Here is a 26,070-nt window from a genome sequence, read left to right as displayed (position 1 = left end):
CCGCCGGGCCTACACATCGTGTGTATAGCCCGGTTTTTTATTTCTGCTTTAAACAGAATAGGTAAGCTACATCGCTTCCAACTGTTGGGTATATTGGCTTAAATCGCCAATATTCGTTTTCACCCAATCAGCATCATAGTAGGTGTCTAAATAACGTTCACCGCTGTCGCAGAGCAGGGTAACGATAGCGCCTTGTTCGCCACGATCGCGCATTTGACGTGCCAGCGTTAATGCACCCCACATATTTGTTCCTGTCGAAGCGCCGACCTTGCGCCCTAATACCTTCTGCAGCCAATGGATAGTGGCGATGCTGGCGGCATCTGGAACCCGCATCATGCTGTCGATAGCCTCAGGGATAAATGAAGGCTCAGCGCGTGGTCGTCCGATACCTTCGATTTTGCTGCCACAGGTGCCCGTAATGGTGCGGTCTTTTTGCAAATAGCTATCCATAAACACCGAGTTTTCAGGATCGACCACCATCAGATGAGTCGGGTGTCCTTGGTAACGAATATAGCGGCCTAAGGTTGCAGACGTGCCGCCGGTGCCCGCACTCATGACGATATAAGCGGGAACCGGATGCGGCTCGCGCTCCATCTGGCGAAATATGCTATCGGCAATATTATTGTTGCCACGCCAGTCGGTTGCTCGTTCAGCATTGGTAAACTGATCCATATAATGGCCGTTCAACTCTTTGGCTAACTGTTCTGACGCCGCATAAATCTGGCTGGCGCTGTCAACAAAATGACAGCGGCCACCATAAAACTCGATCTGTTCGACTTTTTTACGTGCGGTGCATGACGGCATCACAGCGATAAACGGCAAATTCAGCAGTCGAGCGAAATAGGCCTCGGAGACGGCGGTGCTGCCTGAAGAGGCTTCGATAATCGTGGTGTCTTCTTTAATCCAACCGTTACATAGCCCATACAAAAAGAGTGAGCGGGCTAGACGATGTTTCAGGCTGCCGGTTGGATGCGTGCTCTCATCTTTCAGATACAAATAGATGCCGGGAAAAGTAGGAAGATTTAGGCGAATAAGGTGTGTGTCTGCCGAACGTTGAAAATCGGCTTCGATCTCGCTGATAGCGTGCTTTACCCAAGCGTTGTTCATGATAATGGCCTATGTGAGTCAGTCTGAACGTATGGGATAAGACTATCGGATTTTGCAGAAAAAGAAGTTGCTATATAGACTTCATATTGGCCTAATAAGAGAAAATATTTCTCCATAAGTGATATATGTTAGATAAAACAGACCGAAAACTGTTGGAACTCTTACAGCGCGACTGCACTCAGTCGTTGCAGGTGTTGGCCGATGCGGTCAACTTGACCTCTACGCCCTGCTGGAAACGCCTAAAACGCCTAGAAGATGAGGGCTATATCGTTGGGCGTGTGGCGCTGCTAGACAAGGATAAGCTTGGCCTTGGTCTGACCGCGTTTGTTATGATCAAAACCCAGCATCACAGCAGTGAGTGGTATCATCATTTTGTGCAGCAGGTTGAGCACATGCCTGAAATCCTTGCGTTTTATCGCATGGCAGGAGAGTACGATTATTTAATGCAGGTGCAGGTTGCGGACATGAAAAGCTACGATGCTTTTTATAAGCGATTGGTGAATGCGGTGAAAGGCTTAAGTGACGTCACTTCCAGTTTTGCGATGGAACAAATAAAAAGCACCACGTTTTTGCCCGTGGGTGAATAAAGCACACAAATTTGCCCATCACGCAGTTACCTAAGTTTCCTATCGGTGTTATCCTAGTGCTGTTTATATATACAGCATTCAAAATCAAAGCCCATAGCGGGCTATGGAATAAAAATACGTGAGATTATTTGCCCAACTAGGCTGGTATTTTCGTCGTGAATGGCGGCGATATCTGGGAGCCGTACTTTTATTAGTCGTTATCGCTATCTTGCAGCTGGTGCCGCCGCGCATTGTTGGCATCGTGATTGACGGCGTGTCAAAACAGCATATGCCTGCGACAACGCTGGCGTTTTGGATTGGTATTTTACTGCTCGTCGCGGTGGTGGTGTATCTGTTGCGCTATGTGTGGCGAGTGCTGCTATTCGGTGCGTCCTATTTGCTGGCCGTTGAACTGCGTGAAAAATATTATCGTCAGCTCAGTAACCAAGCCCCTTCATTTTATCACCGCCACCGTACCGGCGATTTGATCGCTAGAGCGACCAACGACGTCGATCGCGTTGTTTTCGCCGCGGGTGAAGGTGTATTGACGCTGGTGGACTCGCTGGTTATGGGCTTGGCGGTGCTGTTTGTGATGAGCACCCAAATAAGCTGGGAGCTGACGCTGCTGTCTCTTATTCCAATGCCGATTATGGCTATGGTCATTAAGCATCAAGGCGCGCAGCTACACTCGCGGTTTAAGTCTGCGCAGGCGGCTTTCTCTATGCTCAACGATCAGGCTCAAGAGAGCTTGACCAGCATTCGCATGATTAAATCCTTTGGTTTAGAAAATCATCAGTCGAAACGCTTTGCCGACGTTGCAGCTGAAGCCGGTGTCCGCAATATGCACGTGGCCAAGGTCGATGCACGCTTTAACCCGACGATTTTTATCGCGATTGGCTGTGCCAACTTGCTGGCGATCGGCGGCGGCGGGGTGATGGTGATTCATGGTCACCTGACGTTAGGGCAATTGACCAGTTTTGTGATGTATCTGGGCTTAATGATTTGGCCGATGTTGGCATTAGCGTGGATGTTTAACATCGTGGAGCGCGGTAGCGCGGCCTATAGCCGTATTCGCAGCATGCTGTCCGAGCCGTCAACCGTTCAAGACGGCGAACGGTCTTTACCACTGGGGCGAGGTGCTCTTAGTGTTAATATCGAGCGTTTCGCTTATAGCGAAGGGACTCATCCTGTACTGCATAACATCCAATTCAATCTCGCGCCGGGTCAGATGCTAGGCCTGTGCGGACCAACGGGCGCGGGCAAAAGCGCGTTGCTCTCATTGATTCAGCGACAGTTTGATCCCGACCAAGGGGAAGTGTGTTTCCACGGCATCTCTTTGCGTGAGCTGCGTCTTGATGAATGGCGCGCTCGGCTCGCCGTGGTGAGCCAAACACCGTTCCTGTTCTCGGATTCTGTTGCCATGAATATTGCATTAGGTAAACCTGATGCAACACAAGAAGACATTGAACGCGTGGCGAAGCTCGCCAGCGTACATGAGGATATTCTGCGCTTGCCCGAAGGCTATCAAACCGAAGTGGGAGAGCGTGGTGTGATGCTGTCCGGTGGGCAAAAGCAGCGCATCTCTATCGCTCGAGCATTGCTATTAGATGCCGAGATTTTGATCCTCGACGATGCGCTATCGGCGGTTGATGGCCGCACAGAATATCAAATTCTGCATAATCTGCGCGAATGGGGAGAGAATCGAACGGTGATTATCAGCGCTCATCGTCTTTCTGCGCTGACAGAAGCCAGCGAGATCCTTGTTCTGCAGCAAGGCGTTGTGGCTCAGCGTGGCTTGCACACTGAACTGAGCCAACAGCGCGGTTGGTATCGAGATATGCATCGCTTCCAGCAAATTGAAGCTCAGCTTGATGAACCCGATTCGCAGATTCAGGAGCCAGATAATGCGTAATATCAAACAGCTCTGGCCCACCCTGAAACGCCTGCTCGCCTATGGTGGCCCGTACAAAAAACCGTTGGCGATTGCCGTGGTTATGCTATGGGTGGCTGCGGCTGCGGAAGTTTGTGGCCCGATTATCATCAGCTACTTCATCGATAATGTGGTTGCCAAAGGCGATCTCAGACTTGGGTTGGTGACAGGCTTAGCACTGTTATATCTGCTGCTTGAATTTACCGCCGCGGGCTTGCAGTATGCGCAGGCATTATTGTTCAACCGTGCGGCGGTTGGCGTCGTACAACAGCTACGTACCGACGTTATGGATGCTGCGCTGCGTCAGCCTCTATCCGCTTTTGATAATCAGCCTGTTGGGCAGCTTATTTCGCGAGTGACCAACGACACTGAAGTGATCAAAGATCTTTATGTCACGGTGGTGGCGACGGTGCTGAAAAGCGCGGCGCTGATTGGTGCGATGCTGGTGGCCATGTTTACCCTTGATTGGCGAATGGCACTGATTTCTATTTGTATTTTCCCCGCCGTGTTTGTAGTGATGGCGGTTTATCAACATTACAGCACGCCGATTGTACGTCGCGTTCGTAGCTATCTTGCTGATATCAATGATGGTTTTAACGAAGTGATCAACGGCATGGGCGTTATCCAACAGTTCCGCCAGCAGGCGCGCTTTGGTGAGAAAATGGGGGAGGTTAGCCGCTCTCATTATCAGGCGCGTATGCAAACACTGCGTCTGGAAGGTTTTTTGCTGCGACCGTTGCTGAGCCTCTTCTCCGCGATGATCCTCTGTGGATTGTTAATGATGTTTGGCTTCAGCGCCGAAGGTTCGATTGGCGTGGGCGTGCTTTATGCTTTCATTAACTATTTAGGTCGTCTGAATGAGCCTTTGATTGAGCTCACCAGCCAACAGTCCATGATGCAGCAGGCCGTTGTTGCCGGGGAGCGCATTTTCGAGTTGATGGATGATGCTCAACAGAACTACGGCGGCGACATTCAGCCTTTGCAGAGCGGGCGAGTCGATGTTAACAACGTGACTTTTGCCTATCGGGAAGGCCGCCCAGTTTTGCAGGATATTAATCTGCACATTGCATCGCGCGGATTTGTGGCTTTGGTAGGGCATACCGGCAGCGGTAAATCGACGCTGGCTAATTTACTGATGGGTTACTATCCGGTTAATCAGGGTGAGATCTGTATTGATGGCCGATCGATCCCTACGCTGAGCCATCAGGTTCTGCGTGAAGGCGTGGCTATGGTTCAGCAGGATCCTGTGGTGATGGCAGAGTCGGTTATGCATAACGTGACGCTTGGCCGTGATATCAGCGAGGATCAGGTGTGGAAAGCGCTGGAGGATGTCCAGCTTGCACCGCTGGTCAGAAGCTGGCCGCAGGGGATTCAAACCCAGCTGGGTGAACAGGGTAATAATTTGTCTGTGGGGCAAAAACAGCTGTTAGCGATGGCGCGTGTGCTGGTTCAGGCTCCTCAAATCCTCATTCTGGATGAGGCTACGGCCAATATAGACTCCGGTACCGAGCAGGCAATTCAGAAAGCGCTCAATGTGATTCGCCAGCAAACAACCTTAATTGTTATTGCTCATCGCTTGTCGACCATTGTCGATGCTGACTCTATTCTTGTTCTGCACCGAGGACAGGCGGTAGAACAAGGCTCGCATCATGAGCTGTTAGCGAAGCAGGGACGTTACTACCAAATGCATCAGCTGCAATTGGTGGGAGAGGCGCTGGCGGCTGGATTGCATCAAGAATCACCGACGATCTAAATATTGTCCATCGCTACAAAGCCGGTTGTTATGCCACGGATGCATAGCACCGGCTTTTTGTTTTCTGCAGCGTCAATCACGGCAATTGCCTCTGTGCATTTGCAGTGCATCGTAGCTTTGAATTGTGTAAAAAAAATGCACCGTATATTCCCTGATTGCACGCTATTGGTGCGTTTTTGAGAAATGCCTCACGTTTTATCTACTGTAACCGTGTCTTTCCCTCCCTAAAACCAGCATTTTCTTCCGCGGACTAACCTTATGCAAAGTTGGCATAGCCTTTGCTCATATCAATGCGTAGACGAAATTATTCGAAGTCATGTGAGGAGAGGCCGTATGAAGCTTGTAACCGTGGTGATTAAGCCGTTCAAACTGGAAGACGTACGTGAAGCCCTTTCCTCTGTTGGGATCCAGGGATTGACCGTTACCGAGGTGAAGGGATTTGGCCGCCAGAAAGGCCACGCCGAGTTATACCGTGGGGCAGAGTACAACGTGAATTTCTTGCCCAAAGTAAAAATTGATGTGGCGATTGCTGACGATCAGCTCGATGAGGTGATCGATGTCATCAGCAAATCAGCCTATACCGGAAAAATTGGCGACGGGAAAATCTTTGTTGCCGAACTACAGCGCGTTATTCGCATTCGTACCGGTGAAACCGACGAAGCGGCTCTGTAATTAATAACTCACACAGATAGGGATGGATTAATGATGAAAACACGCTTATCCACTTTAGCTCTGGGGAGTGCTTTATTACTACCCGGTGCCGCCATGGCCGCAACGCCAGCCGTAGCAGATAAGGCTGATAACGCCTTTATGATGATTTGTACTGCGCTCGTTCTGTTTATGACCATCCCCGGTATTGGCCTATTTTACGGTGGATTATTACGCTCCAAAAACGTGCTGTCATTGATGACGCAGGTGATGGTGACGTTTGCCGCCATCTGCGTGCTGTGGATTGTCTATGGCTACTCTTTGGCATTTGGTTCCGGTAACGCCATTTTTGGCAACCTAGATGAAGTGATGCTGAAAGGGATTGGGCTAACCGATTTAACCGGCTCATTCTACAAGATGATCCACGTTGCGTTTCAGGGCTCATTCGCCTGTATTACCGTTGGTCTGATTGTGGGCTCGTTTGCAGAACGTATTCGCTTTTCGGCGGTGCTAATTTTTGCCGTACTGTGGTTCACGATCTCTTATATTCCGATGGCTCATATGGTGTGGGGCGGTGGATATTTAGCGGCAGACGGAGCGCTGGACTTTGCGGGTGGGACGGTTGTGCATATTAATGCGGCGATTGCAGGTTTGGTTGGTGCGTATCTGTTAGGTAAGCGTGCAGGATTTGGCAAAGAAGCCTTCAAGCCTCATAACCTACCGATGGTCTTTATGGGAACTGCGATTCTGTATATCGGTTGGTTTGGCTTTAACGCAGGCTCGGCAAGTGCAGCGAATGAAATTGCCGCGCTGGCCTTTGTGAATACGGTGGTAGCGACGGCGGGGGCGATTCTGTCTTGGGTATTAGCTGAGTGGATGACGCGCGGGAAACCCTCTCTGCTGGGCGCGTGTTCTGGCTGTATCGCTGGGCTGGTTGCGGTAACGCCTGCCGCAGGCACCGTTGGAGTGGGGGGCGCGCTGTTGCTCGGCCTGATTGCGGGTATCGCTGGGCTGTGGGGCGTGGTGATGCTGAAACGCTGGCTGAAGGTGGATGATACCTGTGACGTATTCGGTGTACATGGCGTGTGCGGTATCGTGGGGTGTTTAGCCACGGGTATCCTAACTGCAACGTCTTTGGGAGGAACCGGTTATGCCGAAGGGGTGACGATGGGTCATCAGTTAGGCGTGCAGGCTCTTAGCGTTGTGGTCTGCATTGTTTGGTCCGGTGTGGCAGCGTTAATTGCCTTCAAGATTGCCGATGTTTGTGTTGGCCTGCGTGTGCCGGAAGAACAAGAGCGTGAAGGCTTAGACGTCAACAGTCACGGTGAGAACGCGTACAACCAGTAGTTTCCTTTTTTATCGTTCAATTGCAGAGGTGAAAAGGGCGGAGAAATCCGCCCTTTTGCGTTATGAGTGATGCTCGTTTTTACGAACGCTGGCGGATTACGCCTTCCTGCACCGTAGACGCAATCAGCTCACCGGCTCGGTTATAGAATTGTCCACGCACAAAACCGCGAGCGCCAGACGCTGAGGTGCTCTCGACCGCATAAAGTAGCCACTCATCCAAGCGGAACGGGCGATGGAACCACATCGAATGGTCAATCGTTGCGACCTGCATGCCAGGCTCTAAGAACCCTTTACCGTGTGGCTGTAAGGCGGTTGGTAGGAAGTTGAAATCAGACGCGTAACCCAGCAAGTACTGATGAATACGTGGGTCGTCAGGCATTTCGCCATTGGCTTTGAACCAAACGTTACGGATTGGCTCTTCTACTTTGCCCATCAAAGGGTTATGGAAACTTACCGGACGCATCTCAAGCGGTTTTTCACAGGTAAATTTTTCACGTACGGCTTCAGGGATAAGGTGCGCCATGCTACTGGCAATTTCAGACTCAGATTTTAATGATTCCGGCGCGGGTACATCGGGCATCACGTTTTGGTGTTCGAAACCGTCTTCTGCAGTCTGGAAAGATGCCGTCATGTAGAAAATAGGTTTACCGTGCTGCACCGCCTTTACCCTGCGCGCGCTGAAACTATTGCCGTCACGCAGATTTTCAACGTCATAGATTATCGGCTGGCTGCTATCGCCGGGGCGGAGGAAATAGCTGTGAAAGGAGTGAATATTGCGTTCTAAAGGCACCGTTTGTTTCGCGGCATAGAGCGCTTGACCAACCACCTGACCGCCAAAAACCTGACGTAAGCCAAGATCTTCACTCTGCCCGCGATAGATCCCTTCTTCGATTTTTTCCAGATCTAACAGATCGAGTAAATTTTTTAATGCCTGACTCATGAGTGAGATCCTAATTAACCAGTGTTGAAAACAGGAGCGAAAACCCCAATTGCATTATCAATTATGGCAGAACTTATCACAAAACTATTTAAGGGGGTGCCATCGTTTCTAGGGTTCAATTATCTGAAAATGTTAATGTAAAGTAGATAAAACTGGAAAACTCAGCGCTTTGTGCCATGCTTATCAAGTATCGTAGTTTAAGAAACTATTTTAAGAGGCTCGTATCGGTTGCTCAATGTGCTTTTGTAGATTGGCATCCGATAACAAAAATAAAAGGAAGGAGACCGAACTTATGAAACTCTGGAAAATTGTAGGTGGTGTACTGATGACCGCAACGGTTGCTGGCTGTTCTTCAAATGCCGCTGATGTTCCAACGCCGGCTCCGGGTAATCAAGTGACTGCAGATGCATCGCAGATTAGCGGCCCAGCGGTACGCGGTAGCGTGAATATTCGTCAGCGCATCGCTCTGCCACCGAATGCGGAAGTTACGGTCACTTTAGCCGATGTTTCTCTGGCGGATGCGCCTGCTCGTGTGTTGTCACAGAAAGTGTTCCGCACCGATGGCAAACAGCCACCTTATAACTTTGTTCTGCCGTTCAATCCTCAGGATATTCAGCCAAACCAGCGTATTAACCTGAGCGCGGCAATTAAAGTCGACGGTCGTTTAGTCTTCATCACCGATACCCTGAATGAAGTGGTGAATAACAACGCTGGCACGCAGAAAGATCTGGTCTTGGTGCCTGTTTCTGCTGATGGTGCAGCCACCGTGTTGAGCGAAAAAAAGAAGGTTGAGGGAGCATCACCTTTCTAATATTCGTTTAGGCGATGGCGATATAGAAAACCTGCCCATTGTGGCAGGTTTTTTTATAGCTGCGACGGATCCCATCCGTAAAGAGCCAAATCGATAACGCCGCTAGCGTTGAAGGTGACGCCTTCATCTTGCAAGGCGGTACGCTGACGTACGTAATCAGGGCCAATCAGAGAGATGTTGCCGCTGCGATTGACAACGCGATACCAAGGAATCGAGGAACCCTGGGGGAGCTTGCGTAAAATACCACCAACCTGCCGTGCCGCACGTGAGGAGCCCGCAAGGCGAGCTATTTGTCCATATGTCGCTACCTTGCCAAAGGGGATAGCGTGAATTGACATCAAAACACGTTGGCGAAAATTATCTTCAGGTATCGATGGGCTATCTTTTGGCATAAGACGTTGAAGTTCAAAGTTAGTGGCTCGGAATATGGGCTCAGTTTGCCATAAGGGGCTGATGGATTGAATGATTGTTTAATAAAACGACGTTCGACAGCCTTAGCCTTGCATTTCGCGGAGGCATCACTGATAATGCCCCCGCACTGAAGTTATGCATGACGTTATGCAGTAGCAAATTCAGTCGCTCATCAATGGAGGCCCTGTTGGTTCTCCCGCAACGCTAACTTGTGAACTCGGTCAGATCCGGAAGGAAGCAGCCGCAGCAGGCGACGTGTGTGCCGGGATGTAGCTGGCAGGGCCTCCACCCATTTATACCTCTGTAATTATCTTAGCTTTAAAACCTTTCGGTTCTTTCATCTGTTACTGACCTATTCTCAAACCCGTTGTATTGCCTAATCATCATCGTTTTGCCACAACGGTAATACGCAAGTGCGAGAGAAGTTGTATATATTCTTTCTATTGGGTGAATTAATGAGGTTATCGTGATGAAGAAAGGGTTACTGGCGATAGTGTTGTTTTCATGCAGTCTATCAGTACATGCCAAAACGCCTTTGGGCAAAGATATCGATGCTGCTTTGGCGCTCTGTAAAAATGCGGCTTCTGCGACACAAGATATTTCTGACTGTTATCAGACTGCGATGAAAGCGTGGGATGCTGAGTTAAATAAACAGTATAAATCATTACTCAAAGATCAATCCGAAGTTGCACAGGCAAAACTAAAAATCGCGCAAAGAGGGTGGGTTAAATACAAAGATGATTACTTTCTAGCGATAAATGCGTTTTATCAACAAGAGCAGGGGACTGTATGGGGCCTTGTCGCGGCTGAAACCAAGCTAAATGTGATTAAAGAAAAGGCTATTGACCTAGATAGATTGCGGCGTAGTACGGATTTATCAGGTGAATAGAGCAAGTAAAGGCCAGCGTATATATACGTCATTGGCCTTTACTGTTTTTCTTTCTGGCTGCTGAAACAGTAGCACCTAATGTAAGGTGCAAAAATACAAATGGAAAACCATTGGTGATTAATCCAATTGATAAAAGTGTTTATTAATCGTTAAGTAATAAATAAAGGTAATTTCTTAAGTGACAACTTAGATTAACTAATTAACGTACATACTTCCAAACTTCAGCAGGGATCTTATCGTACAGTTTGTTCATGGTAAGTTCGGCCAAACGATGGTCGGCGGCTGAGTAGAATGTTTCTAGCTCATCGTCGGAGAGTTCGTATTTGTTTTTTTCAATTACGCGCTCTAGGGTGTCTAGCGTTGTGCACTTGCGTAAACGCATAAGGTAATCAATTTTAGTCATAAAAACTCCTGTTCGAAGGTTAAAAATTCAACGCGGATGCTGGTTTTTCACCCGCTAAATAACGCAAAATACGGCCTTTTGCTTTAAGCCATTTTTTAAGTTCTGGTTCATTTATGCTGTAATTACTAAACAGACTATAAGTTTCGTCAAGATACTCATCTAATATTTCAGTTAATTCTGAACTCTTTGGATACTTAATCTTGAACGTTAAACCAAACGTTGCGATATGTTCGTTTAATTCATTTAGTTGCAGATTAGCTACAGCAGTTGGGTCATTAACCCAGCCATGATGGCTATCACTCAGAACTTCCATTCCCTGATTATACAGCATATTGCAGAGGTATTTCAGCTCTGTTATATCGTGCTGATAAGACGTGTATTCATCCATATCATGCCTCCACCTTGCTCAACGTTGTCTCAACGAATTAGTCTATGTTGCCGTGAAGCCACAACAATAAACGTCAAAAGCAGTTTACAACCATAAGCATTACTAAAGGCCGCAACATCATAGCAAAAGCACATCTAGATTGGCGATAATTTGTGTTAATAAGTATTTAATTAAGGCGTTTTGCGTGTTTTTTAAACGCTTTTCAGACAACTCTAAAACAAATTACCTTGCGATTCTAAAGGCATTTAACTAATTAAACATCGGGTAATGACTTGAAAATAATTATCTCTCTATGATTATTGCACAAATAGGTACCTAACCAAGTGAATTTTACTTTTTATTACGCAGAGTTTATGAGTCTTGGTGTGAGAACTAAGTCCTAGAGCGCTGATTCTTTTTTTTTCAATATGTTGGAAGTAAGACTAGGCATAAGGCAGGGTAAAGAGAGCAGTGTGATGAAGAGGCGGGAGCAGCCCCACGATGTGGGGCTGTGGTGAGTAAAAACAGACATATTCAGCGTTTTTTCTTTCCTCCCTGTACGGCTTTGAAGCGTGGATTCGACTTGCAGATAACAAATATGCGGCCATGACGTTTTACAATTTTGCAGTCAGGGTGGCGTTTTTTTGCGGATCGTAATGAGCTTAAGACTTGCATTAGTTAACCTCTACAGGTTTTTTCTTCGTCATAAAGTGACCGAAACGTTGCTGGAATTTAGCTGCGCTGCCTTCTTTAGAAAACTCTTTCTGCTTACCCGTGTAATAAGGATGGGAAGCGGAAGAGACCTCTAGCGTGACATACGGATAGCTAACCCCATCCAATTCGATAGTGCGATCGGATTGGATTGTTGAACCGATTTTGTAATAAGCATCTGCGGTTGTGTCGTGGAAAACCACGGTGCGGTAGTTTGGATGGATATTGGCTTTCATTTCTCACTCTTTATTTATGTTATAACATAACAATTATTATGCGGCGCATTTTTTGCCGATGCAAGCGGATTGTTGAACAGGATTTTTAAACTGGTGAGAAATGGTCGAGAAGGGCAATAAAAAAGGCCGCATATGCGGCCTTTTGAGCAGGAGATAAATTATTTCACCTGATGGTCAACGGGATGGCTATGTTCAATGTCTTCACCGCCTTTGTTAAAGCGACGGCGAACGACCACAAAGAACATCGGTACGAAGAAGATGGCCAGAATAGTTGCAGTAACCATACCGCCCATTACGCCTGTACCTACCGCATTCTGTGCACCAGAACCGGCACCGGAGCTGATAGCCAATGGCAGAACACCCAGCATAAACGCCAGAGACGTCATCAGAATTGGACGTAGACGCATGCGTACCGCTTCTAACGTCGCTTCAATCAGCCCTTTACCTTCTTTATCCATCAAGTCTTTAGCAAACTCGACGATAAGTATGGCGTTCTTGGCCGAAAGTCCGATGGTCGTCAACAAGCCTACTTGGAAGTAAACGTCGTTGTTCATACCACGCATCGTTGCTGCCAACAGTGCACCGATAACGCCCAATGGAACCACGAGCATAACGGAGAACGGAATTGACCAGCTTTCATACAATGCAGCCAAGCATAGGAAGACCACGATGAGCGAGATGGCATACAGCGCCGGAGCTTGGTTACCTGATAGGCGTTCCTGATAGGACATTCCTGTCCAGTCAAAACCGATACCGGTAGGCAGCTTGGTCACCAAATCTTCCATCAGAGCCATTGCTTCACCGGTACTTTTACCCGGTGCAGCTTCCCCAAGGATTTCCATGGATGGCAGGCCGTTATATCGTTCCAGACGCGGAGAACCATATTCCCATTTTGATGATGAGAACGCTGAGAACGGTACCATTTGTCCTGAATCACCACGGACATAGTAGTTATTGATATCGTTTGGCAGCATACGATATGGCGCATCAGCCTGTACGTAAACTTTCTTCACACGACCACGGTCGATGAAGTCGTTCACATAAGTACCACCCAACGCGGTAGACAGCGTTTGGTTGATGTCTGAAATCGAAACGCCTAACGCCTGTGCTTTTTCCTGATCGACAATGATCTTGAACTGCGGCGTATCTTCCAAACCGTTTGGACGTACACGAACCACGGTGTCTGGATGCTGTGCGGCCATGCCTAACAGCTGATTACGTGCTTCGGTCAGTTTTTCGTGGCCGAGGCCAGCCTGATCGATAAGTTCAAAGTCAAAGCCGGTAGCCGTACCCAGTTCGATAATTGCTGGCAGGTTGAATGGGAACACCAAGCCATCTTTAATCTTACTGAATGCGCCAGTCGCGCGGGCGATAATGGCTGGAACCTTGTTATCTGCACCGGTACGTTCATCCCAAGGTTTCAAGCTGACGAAGGCCAAGCCGTTGTTCTGACCTTGACCGCTGAAGCCGAAGCCACTCACGGTAAAGACGGATTGAACGTTGGCTTTTTCTTTATCCAAGAAATAATCAGTGACTTGCGCCAGAACCTTGTTGGTACGTTCTTGCGTTGCACCAGACGGTAACTGAACCATGGTCAGAGCAATACCCTGATCTTCATCCGGTAAGAATGACGTTGGCATACGGACAAACAACAGACCCATACCGACAACGATAATCAGGTAAATCAGCAGATAACGACCGGTACCACGCAGAATGCCAGCAACGGAATTCGTATAGTGCTCGGTGCTCTTATCGAACATGTTGTTAAACCAACCAAAGAAGCCGGTGGTTTTACCATGGCTGCCTTTTTCGATCGGTTTAAGCATGGTGGCACACAGAGCCGGTGTCAGGATCATTGCTACCAGTACTGACAGCACCATCGCGGAAACGATAGTGATGGAGAACTGACGATAAATCGCACCGGTTGAACCACCGAAGAATGCCATTGGGATAAATACTGCGGACAGTACCATCGCAATCCCCACCAAGGCGCCCTGAATCTGCTCCATGGATTTACGCGTTGCTTCTTTTGGTGGTAGGCCCTCTTCGGCCATAACACGCTCAACGTTTTCCACCACAACGATGGCGTCATCCACCAAGAGGCCTATCGCGAGCACCATACCAAACATGGTTAGGGTGTTTATCGAATAGCCAAAGGCGGATAGAACAGCAAACGTCCCTAGCAGAACCACAGGAACCGCGATGGTTGGGATCAAGGTTGCACGAATGTTCTGTAAGAACAGATACATAACCAAGAACACCAGCACGATAGCTTCCAACAACGTTTTCACAACTTCGTTGATGGAAATCTTAACGAACGGCGTGGTGTCGTATGGATAAACAACCTTCATGCTGGCAGGGAAGAACGGCTGCAACTTAGCCAGCTCTTTTTTAACCCCTTCAGCGGCATCCAGTGCATTAGCACCGGTTGCCAGTTTAATCCCCAGACCTGCGGCAGGTTTGCCGTTAAAGCGTGCGATAACGTTATAGTTTTCGCCGCCTAGCTCAATCTTGGCTACGTCACGCAGCAGCACGCGAGAACCATCGGTTTGAACCTTCATCAGGATCTTGCCGAATTCTTCCGGTGTCTGTAAGCGCGTTTGCGCAATGATTGAGGCGTTCAACTGCTGACCAGGAACCGGAGGAGCGCCACCTAATTGGCCAGCTGCAATCTGGTTGTTCTGGACTTTGATCTGGTTGATCACGTCCAGAGGGGTCATTTGGTAGTTGTTCAGCTTATTTGGGTCTAACCAGATACGCATCGCGTACTGAGCACCAAACAGCTGTACGTCACCAATCCCTTCGGAACGGCTGATCGGATCTTTAATGTTGGAAGCCACGTAGTCGGCGATATCATCCTGAGACATACTTCCGTCATCAGAAATAAAGCCAGCAACCATCAGGAAGCTACTACTGGATTTCTCAACGCTGATCCCTTGTTGCTGAACTTCTTGCGGCAGCAACGGCGTTGCTAGCTGCAATTTGTTCTGCACCTGAACCTGTGCGATATCCGGGTCAGTACCAGACTGGAAGGTAAGCGTGATCGACACGCTACCCGATGAGTCGCTGGTAGAGGACATGTACATCAGATTATCGATACCGTTCATGTTCTGTTCGATAATCTGTGTCACCGTGTCCTGCACCGTCTGCGCATCAGCACCAGGGTAGACTGCGGAGATCGACACCGCCGGAGGGGCAATCGTTGGATATTGCGCCACCGGTAGTTTCATAATCGCTAGCGTACCGGCCAGCATGATAATGATGGCGATAACCCAGGCGAATATAGGTCGATCTATAAAAAACTTAGCCATGAATTACTGGCTCCTTTTTATCAATGTATCAGCAACGAGCATCACTTAAGACTTCTTCGGTTCGCTAGCCGCTGCATCTTTTGTTGAAGCGTTCCCTGCAGAAGCTTCTTCTACTTTCACTTGCACACCTGGACGAACTTTCTGCAAGCCAGTCACAATCACTTTGTCACCGGATTTCAGACCATCGGTCACTAACCATTTATCACCGATGGCTTGCGCTGCGGTTACGGTACGGTTTTCAACTTTGTTGTCGGCACCGACTAACATGACGGTTGCTTCACCGCGAGGATTACGGGTGACGCCTTGCTGAGGTACGAGCAACGCATTGTTTTTGATCCCTTCATCCAGACGAGCGCGCACAAACATGCCAGGCAACAAATCGCCTTTAGGATTCGGGAACACGGCGCGAATAGTGATTGAGCCAGTGCTTTCATCAACGGTGACGTCAGAAAACTCCAGAGAGCCTTTCTGTGCGTAAACCTGTCCATTTTCCAACACCAGTTCAGCCTTAGCCTTACCGCCTTCCTGCTCTAAAGTGCCGTTAGCCAGCTCTTCTTTTAAACGCAGGAAGTCATTGCTTGACTGAGTCACGTCGACATAAATCGGGTCAAGTTGCTGAACGGTTGCCAGCGCATTAGCCTGATTAGAGGTCACTAAAGCCCCCTCGGTCACGCTGGATTTACCAATACGACCGCTGATTGGCGAAGTGACTTTGGTGTAAGCCAGATTGATACGTGCAGTTTCTACCGCGGCTTTTGCTGCGGTAACGGCTGCATCCGCCTGACGCGCGTCGGCAACAGCTGTATCGTATTCTTGCTGACTGATGTACTTAGTACCGACTAATGTCTTATAGCGATTGACTGTCAGGTGAGCGATATTTGCGGCGGCTTCAGCTTTGGCCAAATCGCCACGTGCGCTGTCATAAGCGGCCTGATAAGTTGCTGGATCGATTTGATACAGGGAAGAACCGGCCTGGATGTCGCTGCCTTCCACGAAGTTACGCTTAAGGATGATACCGCCAACCTGAGGGCGAACTTCTGCGATGCGATATGCAGATGTACGTCCAGGAAGCTCAGTGGTGACGTTCAACGGCTCAGCTTTCAGCGTCACAACACCCACCTCAGGTGCGCTTTGCTGACCTTTTTGCTCGTTTTCGTCGTTACATCCTGTAAGAAGTAAACTACCAGAAAACATTAGCACGGCCGCCAGAGGCGTTAACCCTCTGTTTTTATTCATAGATAACCTCAAGAGTTCGATTGTTAAATGGGTATTGATTCATTTGTGAAAACCCATTGCTGCGCTAATTAAAACTGCATGTTATGGTACATACATTCATGAATGTATGTAAATCAAAGCACATTAAAAATATAACGCCATGGCACGAAAAACCAAAGAGCAAGCTCAAGCAACCCGACTGCAAATACTTGAAGCGGCAGTATGTGAGTTTTCCGCACGCGGTGTGTCCGCTACCTCTCTAACGGATATTGCCAACGCAGCTGGTGTGACGCGTGGCGCAATTTATTGGCACTTTAAAAATAAAGTAGACCTTTTTAATGAAGTCTGGAACCTGACCGAATCAAAAGTCAGTGACTTAGAGATAGAGTATCAAGCAAAGTATCCAGATAATCCACTTAGGATTTTACGCGAAATCCTAATTTATATCTTAGTCGCAACCGTCGATGACCCACGCCGTAAAGCGTTGATGGAAATTATATTTCATAAATGCGAATTTGTCGGCGAGATGCGTTCTTTAGCTGATATTCGCAAGATTTTGTACCTCGAAAATTTTGAGCGCATCGAAAATGTGCTACGTAACTGTATTGAGTGTCAACAGTTGCCTGCCGAACTTAATACTCGGCGCACAGCGGTAATGATGCGTTCGTATATAACGGGTATAATGGAAAGCTGGTTATTTTTACCAGAAAGCTTTGATTTAAAAGAAGAAGCTTCATTTATGGTCGACAGCTTTATCGACATGATCAAGTACAGCGAACATCTCCTGCATGGCGCTGTTAGCATGCCGTTTGAAGCGCCGGCATATACGGTAGCGATGACGCCGCTGAACAGAGGGAAATCCTAATGCAGAAAATTGTTTTGATCGCCAATGGGGCCGGTTATGGCCAAGAATCATTGTTTAACGCGCTGCGCTTGGCTATTGCGATGAAAGAGCAGCAGGGCGAGATTGAGCTGAAAATCTTTTTGATGTCTGATGCTGTCACATCGGGTTTAGCCGGACAAAAGCCCCATGAAGGCTATAACCTCCAGCAGATGATTGAAATTCTGACGGCTCAGCAGGTGCCTTTTAAACTGTGTAAAACCTGCGCCGATGGCCGTGGAATCAGCACATTACCGTTGATTGACGGGGTTGAGATTGGGACGTTGGTTGAGCTGGCTCAGTGGACGCTAGCCGCAGACAAGGTGCTTACGTTCTAATTTTGCATTGAACCTTAACGAGGACGATAGGGATTAATTCCCACACAAATGTCGTCCTTATTTATTATATAAAAAATAGATTTCATTTTCGGCTTTTGCCTATTCATTGTCTTAATATCTTCGTGCTACGCTAATCTACTCTTCCCGTTAAACGATCTCTTCCCATGATGGCTGGCAGCATTACGTTACGCTCTGTTAAATTAACTCGGCGCGCACAGTTTTATTTAATTTCACTAATTATTAGTGTGCTTATTTTATTGGTTCCTGATTATGCGTTAGCACTGAGCGGCGATATATCGACGCGGGCTGAAGTGCAGAACCAGTTAGATTCTTTAAGTAAGCAGAAATCGCTGTCGCCGGGAGAAAAGCTTTCGCAACAGGATTTGATGAAAACGCTCGAATACCTCGACGGTATCGACCGCATCAAGCAGGAAAGCCAGCAGCTTAAACAGCAGATTCAACAAGCTCCGCTCAAGCTAAATCAGGCGCTCAGCGGATTAGAATCTATTCAACAGGCCGATAGCGAAGCCATCACGCGTTCGTCGCTGTCGACGCTCTCTTTGCGCCAGCTAGAAAACAGGATGGGCAGCACGCTGGATGACCTACAAAGCGCGCAGGAAGACTTAGCCAATTTTAATAGCCAGCTTATTTCTCTTCAGACCCAGCCAGAGCGTGCGCAAAGCAGCATGATGGCGACGTCACAACAGATACAACAAATCCGAAACGCGTTATCCGATCCCAGCAATATGCGTCCAACACAGCAAAACATGCTGAATACGCAAATGGCGATGCTGAACATGTCCCTCGACTACCAGCGCCAAAGCTTGTCGGCTAACACTGCATTACAAGATTCCCTGCAAAAGCAGCGTGATTACGCCAATGCCAGAATCAATCAGTTAGAACACATGGTTCAACTGGTTCGCGAGGTAGAAAACGGCAAGCGCTTAACCCAGTCTGAAAAGACGGCGCAGGAAGCGCAAAACCCTGATGACGCCACTCAGGATATTCAGCAGGATCCTATTATTGGGCGCGAGCTCGATATTAACCGCCAATTGAGTAAGCGGTTAATCGAAGCGACCGAGGGCGTGAATACGCTGGTTCAGGAAAATATCCGTATCAAAAACTGGCTAGACCGCTCTCTACAGGCAGAGCGCAATTTGAAAGAGCAGATAACGGTGCTGAAAGGCAGTTTGCTGCTGTCGCGCATTCTCTATCAGCAACAACAAAATCTGCCGACGGAAAAACTGACTAACGATGTTGCTACGCAGATTGCCGACTTACGTTTGGAACAGTTCGACATCAATGAAAAGCGAGATGCGCTATTCCAAGGAACGGATTATGTCACCCAGTTGCTTAGTCAAAATAAGGATAAGCCGTCTGACGATGTGGTTAGCGCGCTAGAAGATATTGTTGATGCTCGCCGCGAGCTGTTGGATCAGCTCAATAAGCAGCTCGGCAGCCAGTTAACCTTAGCCATTAGCCTGCAGATCAATCAGCAGCAGTTGCTGAGTGTAAATGAATACCTTCAGCATACGCTGACCCAGCAAATTTTCTGGGTCAGCAGCAATAAGTCAATGAATCTCAATTGGTTTATGGACCTTCCTAATGCCCTAAAAGTTCAGGCTAATTCGCTGCACTTTGACCTCAAGCCGGGGGCGTTGGCTGAAGGCGCGCTAAGCTCCATGTTCGTTTTCATTCCCTTGCTGATCCTCTTCGGCCTTTTCCGTTGGCGCTATCGTAAAATTAATGAGCTGCTGGAAAAGCTTGGCAACGAAGTCGGCCAGCTGAAACGTGATACACAGCTGCATACGCCAAAAGCCATTGGACTGCTGATGGTGAAAGGATTACCCGGCACGCTATTCATACTGGCGCTGGGTTTTTGGTGCTACCGCTCGGATATTAGTATTAATAACTTCATATGGTCGCTGTCGTTGCAGTTTGCCATGTTCTGGATGGTTATTAGCACCACATATCGCCTGCTAGCGCCGGAAGGGGTATCGGAAAAACATTTTAATCTTTCTCCGCTGCTATGCGCGCACTATCGCCGCGTGACTCGCCGAGTTGGGGTTACGTTAATCCCGCTGATTTTCTGGTGTGTGCTGGGCGAAAAAGCACCGCTGCGCTTGAGTGAAGATGTGATTGGTCAGGTTGCAGTGCTTATTACCTTGGCACTGATTACCGCTTTTGTTTTTCCTATCTGTCGCGATGCATGGCGCGAGAAAAACTCTCATACCGTACGACTCATTATGGTGACGCTGTTAGCCATGACGCCGCTGGTGCTGATGGTGCTTACCGCGTTCGGCTATCTCTATACCACGCTAAGTCTAGGACTGCGTTGGCTCGATAGCCTCTATTTAATGGTGCTATGGACCATTATTTATGCGACGGCTATCCGTGGATTGAGCGTTGCCGCACGGCGTTTAGCCTACCGACGCGCTTTGGCTCGTCGTCAGCAAAATACCGCGCGTGAAGGCGCGGAGGGCTCAGAGCCGGTTGAAGAACCGCCATTGGCGATTGATCAAATTAATAGCCAGTCATTGCGTCTGACAACGATGGTGCTATTCCTCATCTTTGGCTGCGTTTTGTATTGGATTTGGTCCGATTTGGTTACGGTGATTTCCTACCTCGACAGCATCACCCTGTGGCACTACAGCAGCGGTTCAGGTGCAAACCAGACCTTACAGGCCGTGACGTTAGGCAGCGTGCTCTTTGCTTTGGTGTCGGTGGTTATTGCCTATATCTTAACGCGCAACTTACCGGGATTGCTTGAAGTGCTGGTGCTCTCGCGTATTCAAATGCGCCAAGGTTCTTCCTATGCCATCACCACGGTTCTGACCTATCTGATCATCGTGGTGGGGACGATAATCTTCTTCGGTTCGCTAGGGGTGTCATGGGACAAGCTGCAGTTCCTAGCTGCCGGATTATCGGTTGGTCTAGGTTTTGGTTTGCAGGAGATTTTCGGAAACTTTATCTCTGGCCTCATCATCCTCTTTGAGCGCCCAATTCGCATTGGCGATACCATTACTATCGGGACTTTCTCTGGAACGGTAAGCCGAATTCGTATTCGCGCCACCACGATCACCGATTTTGACCGTAAAGAAGTGATTATTCCGAATAAGGCGTTTGTGACAGAACGGCTGATCAACTGGTCATTATCCGATACTACAACCCGCTTACTGATAAAAGTGGGGGTCGCTTATGGTTCCGATCTGGACAAAGTGAAGCAGGTTCTTCTGCAAGCGGCTAAAGAAAACCCACGCGTGATGAACGATCCCGAACCCCAGGTGTTCTTCTTGGCGTTTGGGGCGAGCACATTAGATCATGAGCTGCGGTTATACGTGCGTGAACTCCGCGATCGCAGCTATACGGTTGATGAGCTGAACCGCCGAATCGATCAGCTATGTCGTGAAAACGATATTAATATCGCGTTTAATCAGCTGGAAGTGTATCTGCATAACCAAGAAGGTAAGGAAGTTCAGGTGATCAAAAAAGATCTGGACGGCAAAGCAGGTAATGAATCATTAGCGTAATCACGTCGTGGTAATGGCGTGATTTGAATCCCGATGGAAGCTTACGGTATTTGTTTAAGCCCTGAGTTCTGACTTAAATAAACGTTGTAAGCTTCCATGCAGGTGGAAAATATCGCCGTATTTTGCTGCTTAAGGGCTAAGCCTTCGTCACGATAGTGTTCTTCCCGTTATGCTTAGCGGTATATAAATAATCGTCAGCAATTTTCAGTATTTCCTCTGCGGTTTCACCACTCCATTTCGTAAGTCCACCGCTGAAGGTGACATGTAAGCCTGCTTCGTGCCACTGTTTCTGCTCAATGGTGATGCGCCATTTATCAAGCAGGTGCACCACGCTGCTAGCATCGCTGTTCAAAATCAGCATCACTAATTCCTCTCCGCCATAACGACACAACAATCCTTGAGGCCCCGCAATTTCCTGACCGACCTTGCCGATATATTTTAAAACCTCATCGCCCACCGGATGACCAAAGCGATCGTTGATTTGTTTAAAATTATCAATATCAATCATGGCTAAAAAGAACGGGACTCTATTTTCAATCAGGCTGGGCAAACGCTCATCAAAATAGCGGCGATTAAATAATCCCGTCAGGCTGTCTTCAATAGCGGCTTTATTGGCTTCGGCTCTGGCTCGGTGCTGTTTTTTAATTTCAGAATAGACGCTAGCCAGATCGGATGTTTTTTCGTCCATGCTGCCACTGCGTATTGTTGCCAGCAGTTCACTGAGCATCCGCTGTAGGCTCGTGTTCCAAAGTACCGCCACGGTGATATAAAGCATCACCGTGACAATCGCCAATATCAACATCGGTTGCGTCGACTCTGCAATCAACGCCTCAATCTTATTCTCCTCTACGGTAAGAATAAGATGCCAGTCGGGGTTGGTAAATGAATGGTAATAAACGTGAATACCTGAATTTTCGTCATAAAAATAGCCTTCAGCATCACTCATTTGTTTCAACCATTCTGGATGAGCAATAGGCAAGGTAATTTCTTGAGGATTGGCGTGCATGACAATCTGCCCAGAATGATGGATTACGGCCAACTTTCCATTTAATGGTAAGGCTATCTCTTTTAATGGCAGGCTCATTGCGGCCAAATCTAAATCCATCGATAACGCGCCATACCGAACCCCTTGTTCGTCATTCAGGTTTTTCGATATGGTCAACACGTTATGATGAGTAAACTCATCGCTATAGGGCATAGAGAAACGTACCCAGTTATTTTTTAGGGTATCGCGAGGAAACCAAGGGCGTTCTTTAGGATCGTATGTGGGAGACTCTATTTTAGGAATACTGTTAAACCCGACACCATCGACCCACACTAGAATGTTGGTAAAATGGCGATTAGCATTAATGGCATAGGAAACAATTTTCTTTAGATTGCTCTCATCTGAATCAATGAACATACGTGATTCACTTGGCGAGGCTTGGGTTGCAAGCGCAATGACGCTATTTTTGATATCTTTAATTTGACGATCAACTGACTGCATAGCCGTATTATGTGCGATGAAAGCTAGCGTCTCATCGATATTATGATACGTCTCTTGCTTCACGTGCTGATAGAACCACACATAGAGAACGATCAGTGGAAGAGCCAGCGTGAGAATCGCTAAGTGAACCTGCTTTTTAACTGACCATGGTTTTTGCAAAGTAGAAATCATAAATTAAGAGGCTTATGTTGCATTGAGTAACCAGAATAGTTATCTGGAGGTAAGTCCTTTACCAAAATATCCCCTTCATACTTGAAGTTGCATCTGTGTTGGCTACGTTCACTCACCCGAACCACTTACTTGAGTAAGTTCATCGGGATTCGTTCTCTTGCCGCCGTGATGCAACTCCAATTATTTTGGGCATAAATAATATATTATTTATAATAAAACTTTATAGGAGTAATGAGTATATCAACATGAATAATAATATTTCATCGATCATAAAATGATCTTGAGGGAAATCAATTTAACGTATTAAGGAAATGACTCTTCCGCCATTAATTAACGTAATGGAATGACTTTTTCCCAGAAAATAAACATAATTAGGAAGTTTTATTTCCAATGTTATAAAATAAATCTATTCAGATATTTCTAACTATGGTTAGCATGATAAATATAATATAACCAATAAGTGTTAATGGTATAAGTAAATAGGAATTTTATAAAAACAAACCAGAGTATATATTAATTATAATAAACACATTCGATACAGATTATTCTTGAAAAAAAGGAGCCATTTGGCTCCTTAAGATATGACTCGAGATGCTATACGTTGCTGAGCGGCGAAATTGTTTGGTGTTTTTTGAGCGACAATTTAGCCTGATAGTCTTTTTTTACTATTTCTAAGGCTGCTAACACGACTTCAGGACCGAGATCGTTGCTTTCCAGCAGATAGATCAAATCGACGGCAAGTTGCACTTCAGGCGCTGCTTTCTCGAGTGACATAACCTTTCCTTAGTTTTTCAATTTGCGATAGATGAACAACAACAGCATAGCACCCAGAATTGAAATGATCAGGCTAGCGAAATTAAAACCAGTGACGCTTCCCATTCCGAAGAATGAGCTGATGTAGCCACCGACTAATGCGCCTGCAATACCTAAAATAATGGTCATGAAGAAACCACCGCCATCTTTACCCGGCATGAACCATTTAGCCAAAATACCGACAATAAGACCAAGAATAACCCAAGAAATAATGCCTATGATACGTCTCCCTCAAACAAACATTCAGCGCCAACCCCGATGATATCGAGCGCGATATCAGAGAAGAAAGCTTTGATAATTATAGATAGAAATAAGCCCTCACAATGAAGGCCAGACCATTTTATTTGTTTGTAGGATGAATAGAACGACTTTCTGCATAAATGGGTTATTTTCAGAATTTTAGGAAAAGCCGAGCTCCATTTGTTCTATTTGTTTTTCAATTTTTTTCAGCGCCTGGCGGCAGCGACTTAAACGTCCTTCTAAGGCCACTAATTCTTGCTGAATACCTTGTTGTTGTTGCAACGTTTGACACTGGCCAAGCTGGCTTTCTCGTTCATAGAGCATGTCATTTAAGCGCCGTTCATAGCCCTGATTTTCTGCCAGTTTTTGCTGCAGAATAGACAGCGGCGAGCGCCGGTTTTTAGCATCTTGGCGGCGTAGCTGCTGGGTGGCGAACTCTCGCTGTAGCGCTTCGATCTGAGCGACTAAACGTTCAGCTAAAAAACTGACCTGCTGTGGGTGGTTACGCTTAACGGCATCGGTGAGTTTTGCAAAATTACCGCGCAGCTCTTGCAAATAATCTTTTAGCCCAGTTTCGGCGCTGACAAAAAGAGCACGATCAAAACGTGGTTGGCGGGTCGGTATATAACCGCTGTTTTTCAGTGAAAGCTCCAGCTGGATGATGCGCTGTTCTAACACCTGTAAAAGCTGTTGGCTTGACATCAAAGGTACCTTAGCGGTGAATATCGGGCTCAGAGAGGAGGGCGGGGTAGTTATCCCCCATGACTTTCGGTGCAATGCTCATGTAACATCAGATGGTAATGGAGTCGTGGGGAGTAGGGCAAGAGACATCATGCAACGCATATTACTCATTGTTTTGGGCTGGATCGCATTTGGTCTGGCTTGCCTAGGCGCCATTTTGCCTTTATTACCGACCACGCCTTTCCTGCTGGTGGCGGCGTGGTGTTTTTCTCGTTCGTCGCCGCGTTTCCACCGCTGGTTATTGTATAACTCTTGGTTTGGCAGCTACTTACGCCACTGGCAAAAACATCGTGGTTTGCCATCAAGAGCTAAGCCAAAGGCCATTATTTTTATTATTCTGACCTTTGCGCTTTCGTTGTGGTTGGTGAACATGTGGTGGGTTCGAATTTTATTGCTGGTGATTTTGGCCTGCCTGCTCTTCTTTATGTGGCGCCTGCCGGTAATTGATGCAGAGCAAGAAAAAACACCGTGAAATGAACTCTACAGTTGCATTTGCTCGCCAGTTTCAATAGATTTGAGCGTTTTCGTGCGCGGGTTACCTCCCTGTCCCTTTGCTCTATACCGAACACCGTAGGTCTGAGACTACAGGCCATGTATCGGGGGAAGTTCAGGTGGCTTGCGTTAGCCCGGACCCGCTGTTTTATCAGGCAACAATTTTATGACCGCTACAGCACAACAAATCGAATTCCTTAGAGAAAGCATTAAGACTATCCCGGACTATCCAAAACCAGGGATTTTGTTCCGCGATGTCACCAGCATGCTGGAAGACCCAAAAGCCTATGCACTGAGCATCGACCTGCTTGTTGAACGCTATCGTAACACCGGCGTGACCAAAGTCGTGGGCACCGAAGCTCGTGGTTTCTTGTTCGGAGCACCTGTGGCTCTGGCGCTGGGCGTAGGCTTTGTTCCTGTGCGTAAGCCGGGCAAGCTGCCTCGTGCTACGTTAAGCGAAAGCTACGAACTGGAATACGGTACCGACACGCTGGAAATCCATCAGGATGCTATCCAGCCAGGCGATAACGTTTTGGTCATTGACGACCTTTTGGCTACCGGTGGCACCATCGAAGCCACGGTGAAACTGATCCGTCGTTTAGGTGGCGTGGTGACCGATGCCGCGTTTATCATTGATTTGCCAGAGCTGGGCGGCGAAGCTCGCCTGACGGCACAAGGCATCAATTGCTATAGCCTCGTTGACTTTGCTGGTCATTAATAATCGGTGACAAGCA

25 protein-coding genes and 1 other RNA gene are annotated in these 26,070 nt (G+C 47.6%); 13 read left to right on the top strand and 13 right to left on the bottom strand.

What is annotated here, in order from left to right; translation table 11 throughout:
* Positions 1-66: 66 nt before the first annotated feature.
* Positions 67-1,107 (bottom strand): PLP-dependent cysteine synthase family protein, encoded by a 1,041-nt coding sequence (locus AB3Y96_RS16715; protein ID WP_040044367.1) that lies wholly within the window; start codon positions 1,105-1,107, stop codon positions 67-69.
* 125 nt (positions 1,108-1,232) lie between these two features.
* Here AB3Y96_RS16715 and AB3Y96_RS16710 point away from each other — a divergent pair, with 125 nt between their 5' ends.
* The 5 genes from AB3Y96_RS16710 (at position 1,233) to amtB (ending at position 7,351) form a co-directional block, all read left to right on the top strand.
* Positions 1,233-1,694, top strand: a complete 462-nt coding sequence (locus tag AB3Y96_RS16710; RefSeq protein WP_025799970.1) for an Lrp/AsnC family transcriptional regulator — start codon at positions 1,233-1,235, stop codon at positions 1,692-1,694.
* Positions 1,695-1,812: 118 nt separating this feature from the next.
* A complete protein-coding gene (locus tag AB3Y96_RS16705) occupies positions 1,813-3,585 on the top strand; it encodes a SmdA family multidrug ABC transporter permease/ATP-binding protein (protein WP_367299748.1) in 1,773 nt (590 codons plus the stop codon).
* Complete coding sequence (locus AB3Y96_RS16700; protein WP_367299747.1) at positions 3,578-5,356, top strand: SmdB family multidrug efflux ABC transporter permease/ATP-binding protein; 1,779 nt, start codon at positions 3,578-3,580, stop codon at positions 5,354-5,356. The genes AB3Y96_RS16705 and AB3Y96_RS16700 overlap by 8 nt, the downstream gene beginning before the upstream one ends.
* A 333-nt stretch (positions 5,357-5,689) precedes the next feature.
* Positions 5,690-6,028 (top strand): P-II family nitrogen regulator, encoded by a 339-nt coding sequence (gene glnK / locus AB3Y96_RS16695; protein ID WP_004091732.1) that lies wholly within the window; start codon positions 5,690-5,692, stop codon positions 6,026-6,028.
* Positions 6,029-6,058: 30 nt separating this feature from the next.
* Positions 6,059-7,351, top strand: a complete 1,293-nt coding sequence (amtB, locus tag AB3Y96_RS16690) for an ammonium transporter AmtB (protein ID WP_367299746.1) — start codon at positions 6,059-6,061, stop codon at positions 7,349-7,351.
* Between the two features lie 79 nt (positions 7,352-7,430).
* Here the strand turns inward: amtB and tesB are convergent, their stop codons facing one another.
* Positions 7,431-8,291, bottom strand: coding sequence for an acyl-CoA thioesterase II (gene tesB, locus AB3Y96_RS16685; protein WP_072308566.1), 861 nt, complete (start codon positions 8,289-8,291; stop codon positions 7,431-7,433).
* Positions 8,292-8,583: 292 nt separating this feature from the next.
* Between tesB and AB3Y96_RS16680 the strand changes: the two genes are divergently transcribed.
* Positions 8,584-9,102: a YbaY family lipoprotein gene (locus AB3Y96_RS16680; RefSeq protein WP_367299745.1), complete on the top strand. Its 519-nt coding sequence runs from the start codon at positions 8,584-8,586 to the stop codon at positions 9,100-9,102.
* A 53-nt stretch (positions 9,103-9,155) separates the two neighbouring features.
* Here AB3Y96_RS16680 and AB3Y96_RS16675 read toward each other — a convergent pair whose 3' ends face one another.
* Positions 9,156-9,494 (bottom strand): MGMT family protein, encoded by a 339-nt coding sequence (locus AB3Y96_RS16675; RefSeq protein WP_367299744.1) that lies wholly within the window; start codon positions 9,492-9,494, stop codon positions 9,156-9,158.
* Between the two features lie 204 nt (positions 9,495-9,698).
* On the opposite strand from AB3Y96_RS16675, the gene ffs reads away from it, so the two are divergent.
* Both ffs and AB3Y96_RS16665 read left to right on the top strand, forming a co-directional pair.
* Positions 9,699-9,795, top strand: an RNA gene (gene ffs, locus AB3Y96_RS16670) — signal recognition particle sRNA small type.
* Positions 9,796-9,982: 187 nt separating this feature from the next.
* Complete coding sequence (locus tag AB3Y96_RS16665) at positions 9,983-10,402, top strand: lysozyme inhibitor LprI family protein (protein ID WP_367300337.1); 420 nt, start codon at positions 9,983-9,985, stop codon at positions 10,400-10,402.
* Positions 10,403-10,601: 199 nt separating this feature from the next.
* Here AB3Y96_RS16665 and AB3Y96_RS16660 read toward each other — a convergent pair whose 3' ends face one another.
* The 6 genes from AB3Y96_RS16660 to AB3Y96_RS16635 form a co-directional block, all read right to left on the bottom strand.
* A complete protein-coding gene (locus AB3Y96_RS16660; RefSeq protein ID WP_004091739.1) occupies positions 10,602-10,805 on the bottom strand; it encodes an HHA domain-containing protein in 204 nt (67 codons plus the stop codon).
* 19 nt (positions 10,806-10,824) lie between these two features.
* On the bottom strand, positions 10,825-11,193 hold the full coding sequence (gene tomB, locus AB3Y96_RS16655; protein WP_046457234.1) for an Hha toxicity modulator TomB: 369 nt from the start codon (positions 11,191-11,193) through the stop codon (positions 10,825-10,827).
* Between the two features lie 513 nt (positions 11,194-11,706).
* Positions 11,707-11,847: a type B 50S ribosomal protein L36 gene (gene ykgO / locus AB3Y96_RS16650; RefSeq protein WP_004091741.1), complete on the bottom strand. Its 141-nt coding sequence runs from the start codon at positions 11,845-11,847 to the stop codon at positions 11,707-11,709.
* Positions 11,847-12,119: a type B 50S ribosomal protein L31 gene (locus AB3Y96_RS16645; protein ID WP_072308570.1), complete on the bottom strand. Its 273-nt coding sequence runs from the start codon at positions 12,117-12,119 to the stop codon at positions 11,847-11,849. Before AB3Y96_RS16645 ends, ykgO begins: the two co-directional genes overlap by 1 nt.
* 158 nt (positions 12,120-12,277) lie before the next feature.
* Positions 12,278-15,430 carry an efflux RND transporter permease subunit gene (locus AB3Y96_RS16640; RefSeq protein WP_367299743.1) on the bottom strand — a complete coding sequence of 1,051 codons (3,153 nt, stop codon included), beginning with the start codon at positions 15,428-15,430 and terminating at the stop codon, positions 12,278-12,280.
* 45 nt (positions 15,431-15,475) lie between these two features.
* The gene (locus tag AB3Y96_RS16635; RefSeq protein ID WP_072308572.1) at positions 15,476-16,666 is read right to left on the bottom strand and encodes an efflux RND transporter periplasmic adaptor subunit; all 1,191 of its coding nucleotides are present in this window, start codon (positions 16,664-16,666) and stop codon (positions 15,476-15,478) included.
* Between the two features lie 139 nt (positions 16,667-16,805).
* Here AB3Y96_RS16635 and acrR point away from each other — a divergent pair, with 139 nt between their 5' ends.
* The 3 genes from acrR (at position 16,806) to mscK (ending at position 21,393) form a co-directional block, all read left to right on the top strand.
* Complete coding sequence (gene acrR, locus AB3Y96_RS16630; RefSeq protein WP_072308573.1) at positions 16,806-17,510, top strand: multidrug efflux transporter transcriptional repressor AcrR; 705 nt, start codon at positions 16,806-16,808, stop codon at positions 17,508-17,510.
* Positions 17,510-17,863, top strand: a complete 354-nt coding sequence (locus AB3Y96_RS16625; protein WP_025799943.1) for a DsrE/DsrF/TusD sulfur relay family protein — start codon at positions 17,510-17,512, stop codon at positions 17,861-17,863. The genes acrR and AB3Y96_RS16625 overlap by 1 nt, the downstream gene beginning before the upstream one ends.
* A 167-nt stretch (positions 17,864-18,030) precedes the next feature.
* A complete protein-coding gene (gene mscK / locus AB3Y96_RS16620) occupies positions 18,031-21,393 on the top strand; it encodes a mechanosensitive channel MscK (RefSeq protein ID WP_367300336.1) in 3,363 nt (1,120 codons plus the stop codon).
* 136 nt (positions 21,394-21,529) lie between these two features.
* Here mscK and AB3Y96_RS16615 read toward each other — a convergent pair whose 3' ends face one another.
* The 4 genes from AB3Y96_RS16615 to priC form a co-directional block, all read right to left on the bottom strand.
* A complete protein-coding gene (locus AB3Y96_RS16615; RefSeq protein WP_367299742.1) occupies positions 21,530-23,050 on the bottom strand; it encodes a diguanylate cyclase in 1,521 nt (506 codons plus the stop codon).
* Between the two features lie 594 nt (positions 23,051-23,644).
* On the bottom strand, positions 23,645-23,824 hold the full coding sequence (gene rsmS, locus AB3Y96_RS16610; RefSeq protein WP_072308577.1) for a pleiotropic regulatory protein RsmS: 180 nt from the start codon (positions 23,822-23,824) through the stop codon (positions 23,645-23,647).
* A gap of 9 nt (positions 23,825-23,833) precedes the next feature.
* Positions 23,834-24,082 (bottom strand): GlsB/YeaQ/YmgE family stress response membrane protein, encoded by a 249-nt coding sequence (locus AB3Y96_RS16605; protein WP_072308578.1) that lies wholly within the window; start codon positions 24,080-24,082, stop codon positions 23,834-23,836.
* 180 nt (positions 24,083-24,262) lie between these two features.
* Positions 24,263-24,805, bottom strand: coding sequence for a primosomal replication protein PriC (priC, locus tag AB3Y96_RS16600; protein ID WP_367299741.1), 543 nt, complete (start codon positions 24,803-24,805; stop codon positions 24,263-24,265).
* A 130-nt stretch (positions 24,806-24,935) separates the two neighbouring features.
* Here priC and AB3Y96_RS16595 point away from each other — a divergent pair, with 130 nt between their 5' ends.
* The gene (locus tag AB3Y96_RS16595; protein ID WP_367299740.1) at positions 24,936-25,316 is read left to right on the top strand and encodes a DUF454 family protein; all 381 of its coding nucleotides are present in this window, start codon (positions 24,936-24,938) and stop codon (positions 25,314-25,316) included.
* Positions 25,317-25,502: 186 nt separating this feature from the next.
* Positions 25,503-26,054: an adenine phosphoribosyltransferase gene (gene apt, locus AB3Y96_RS16590; protein ID WP_072308581.1), complete on the top strand. Its 552-nt coding sequence runs from the start codon at positions 25,503-25,505 to the stop codon at positions 26,052-26,054.
* Positions 26,055-26,070 lie beyond the last annotated feature (16 nt).

It is taken from the genome of Hafnia alvei (assembly GCF_964063325.1).
Classification (GTDB): domain Bacteria; phylum Pseudomonadota; class Gammaproteobacteria; order Enterobacterales; family Enterobacteriaceae; genus Hafnia; species Hafnia alvei_B.
This window is presented reverse-complemented; position numbering and strand designations above follow the sequence as displayed.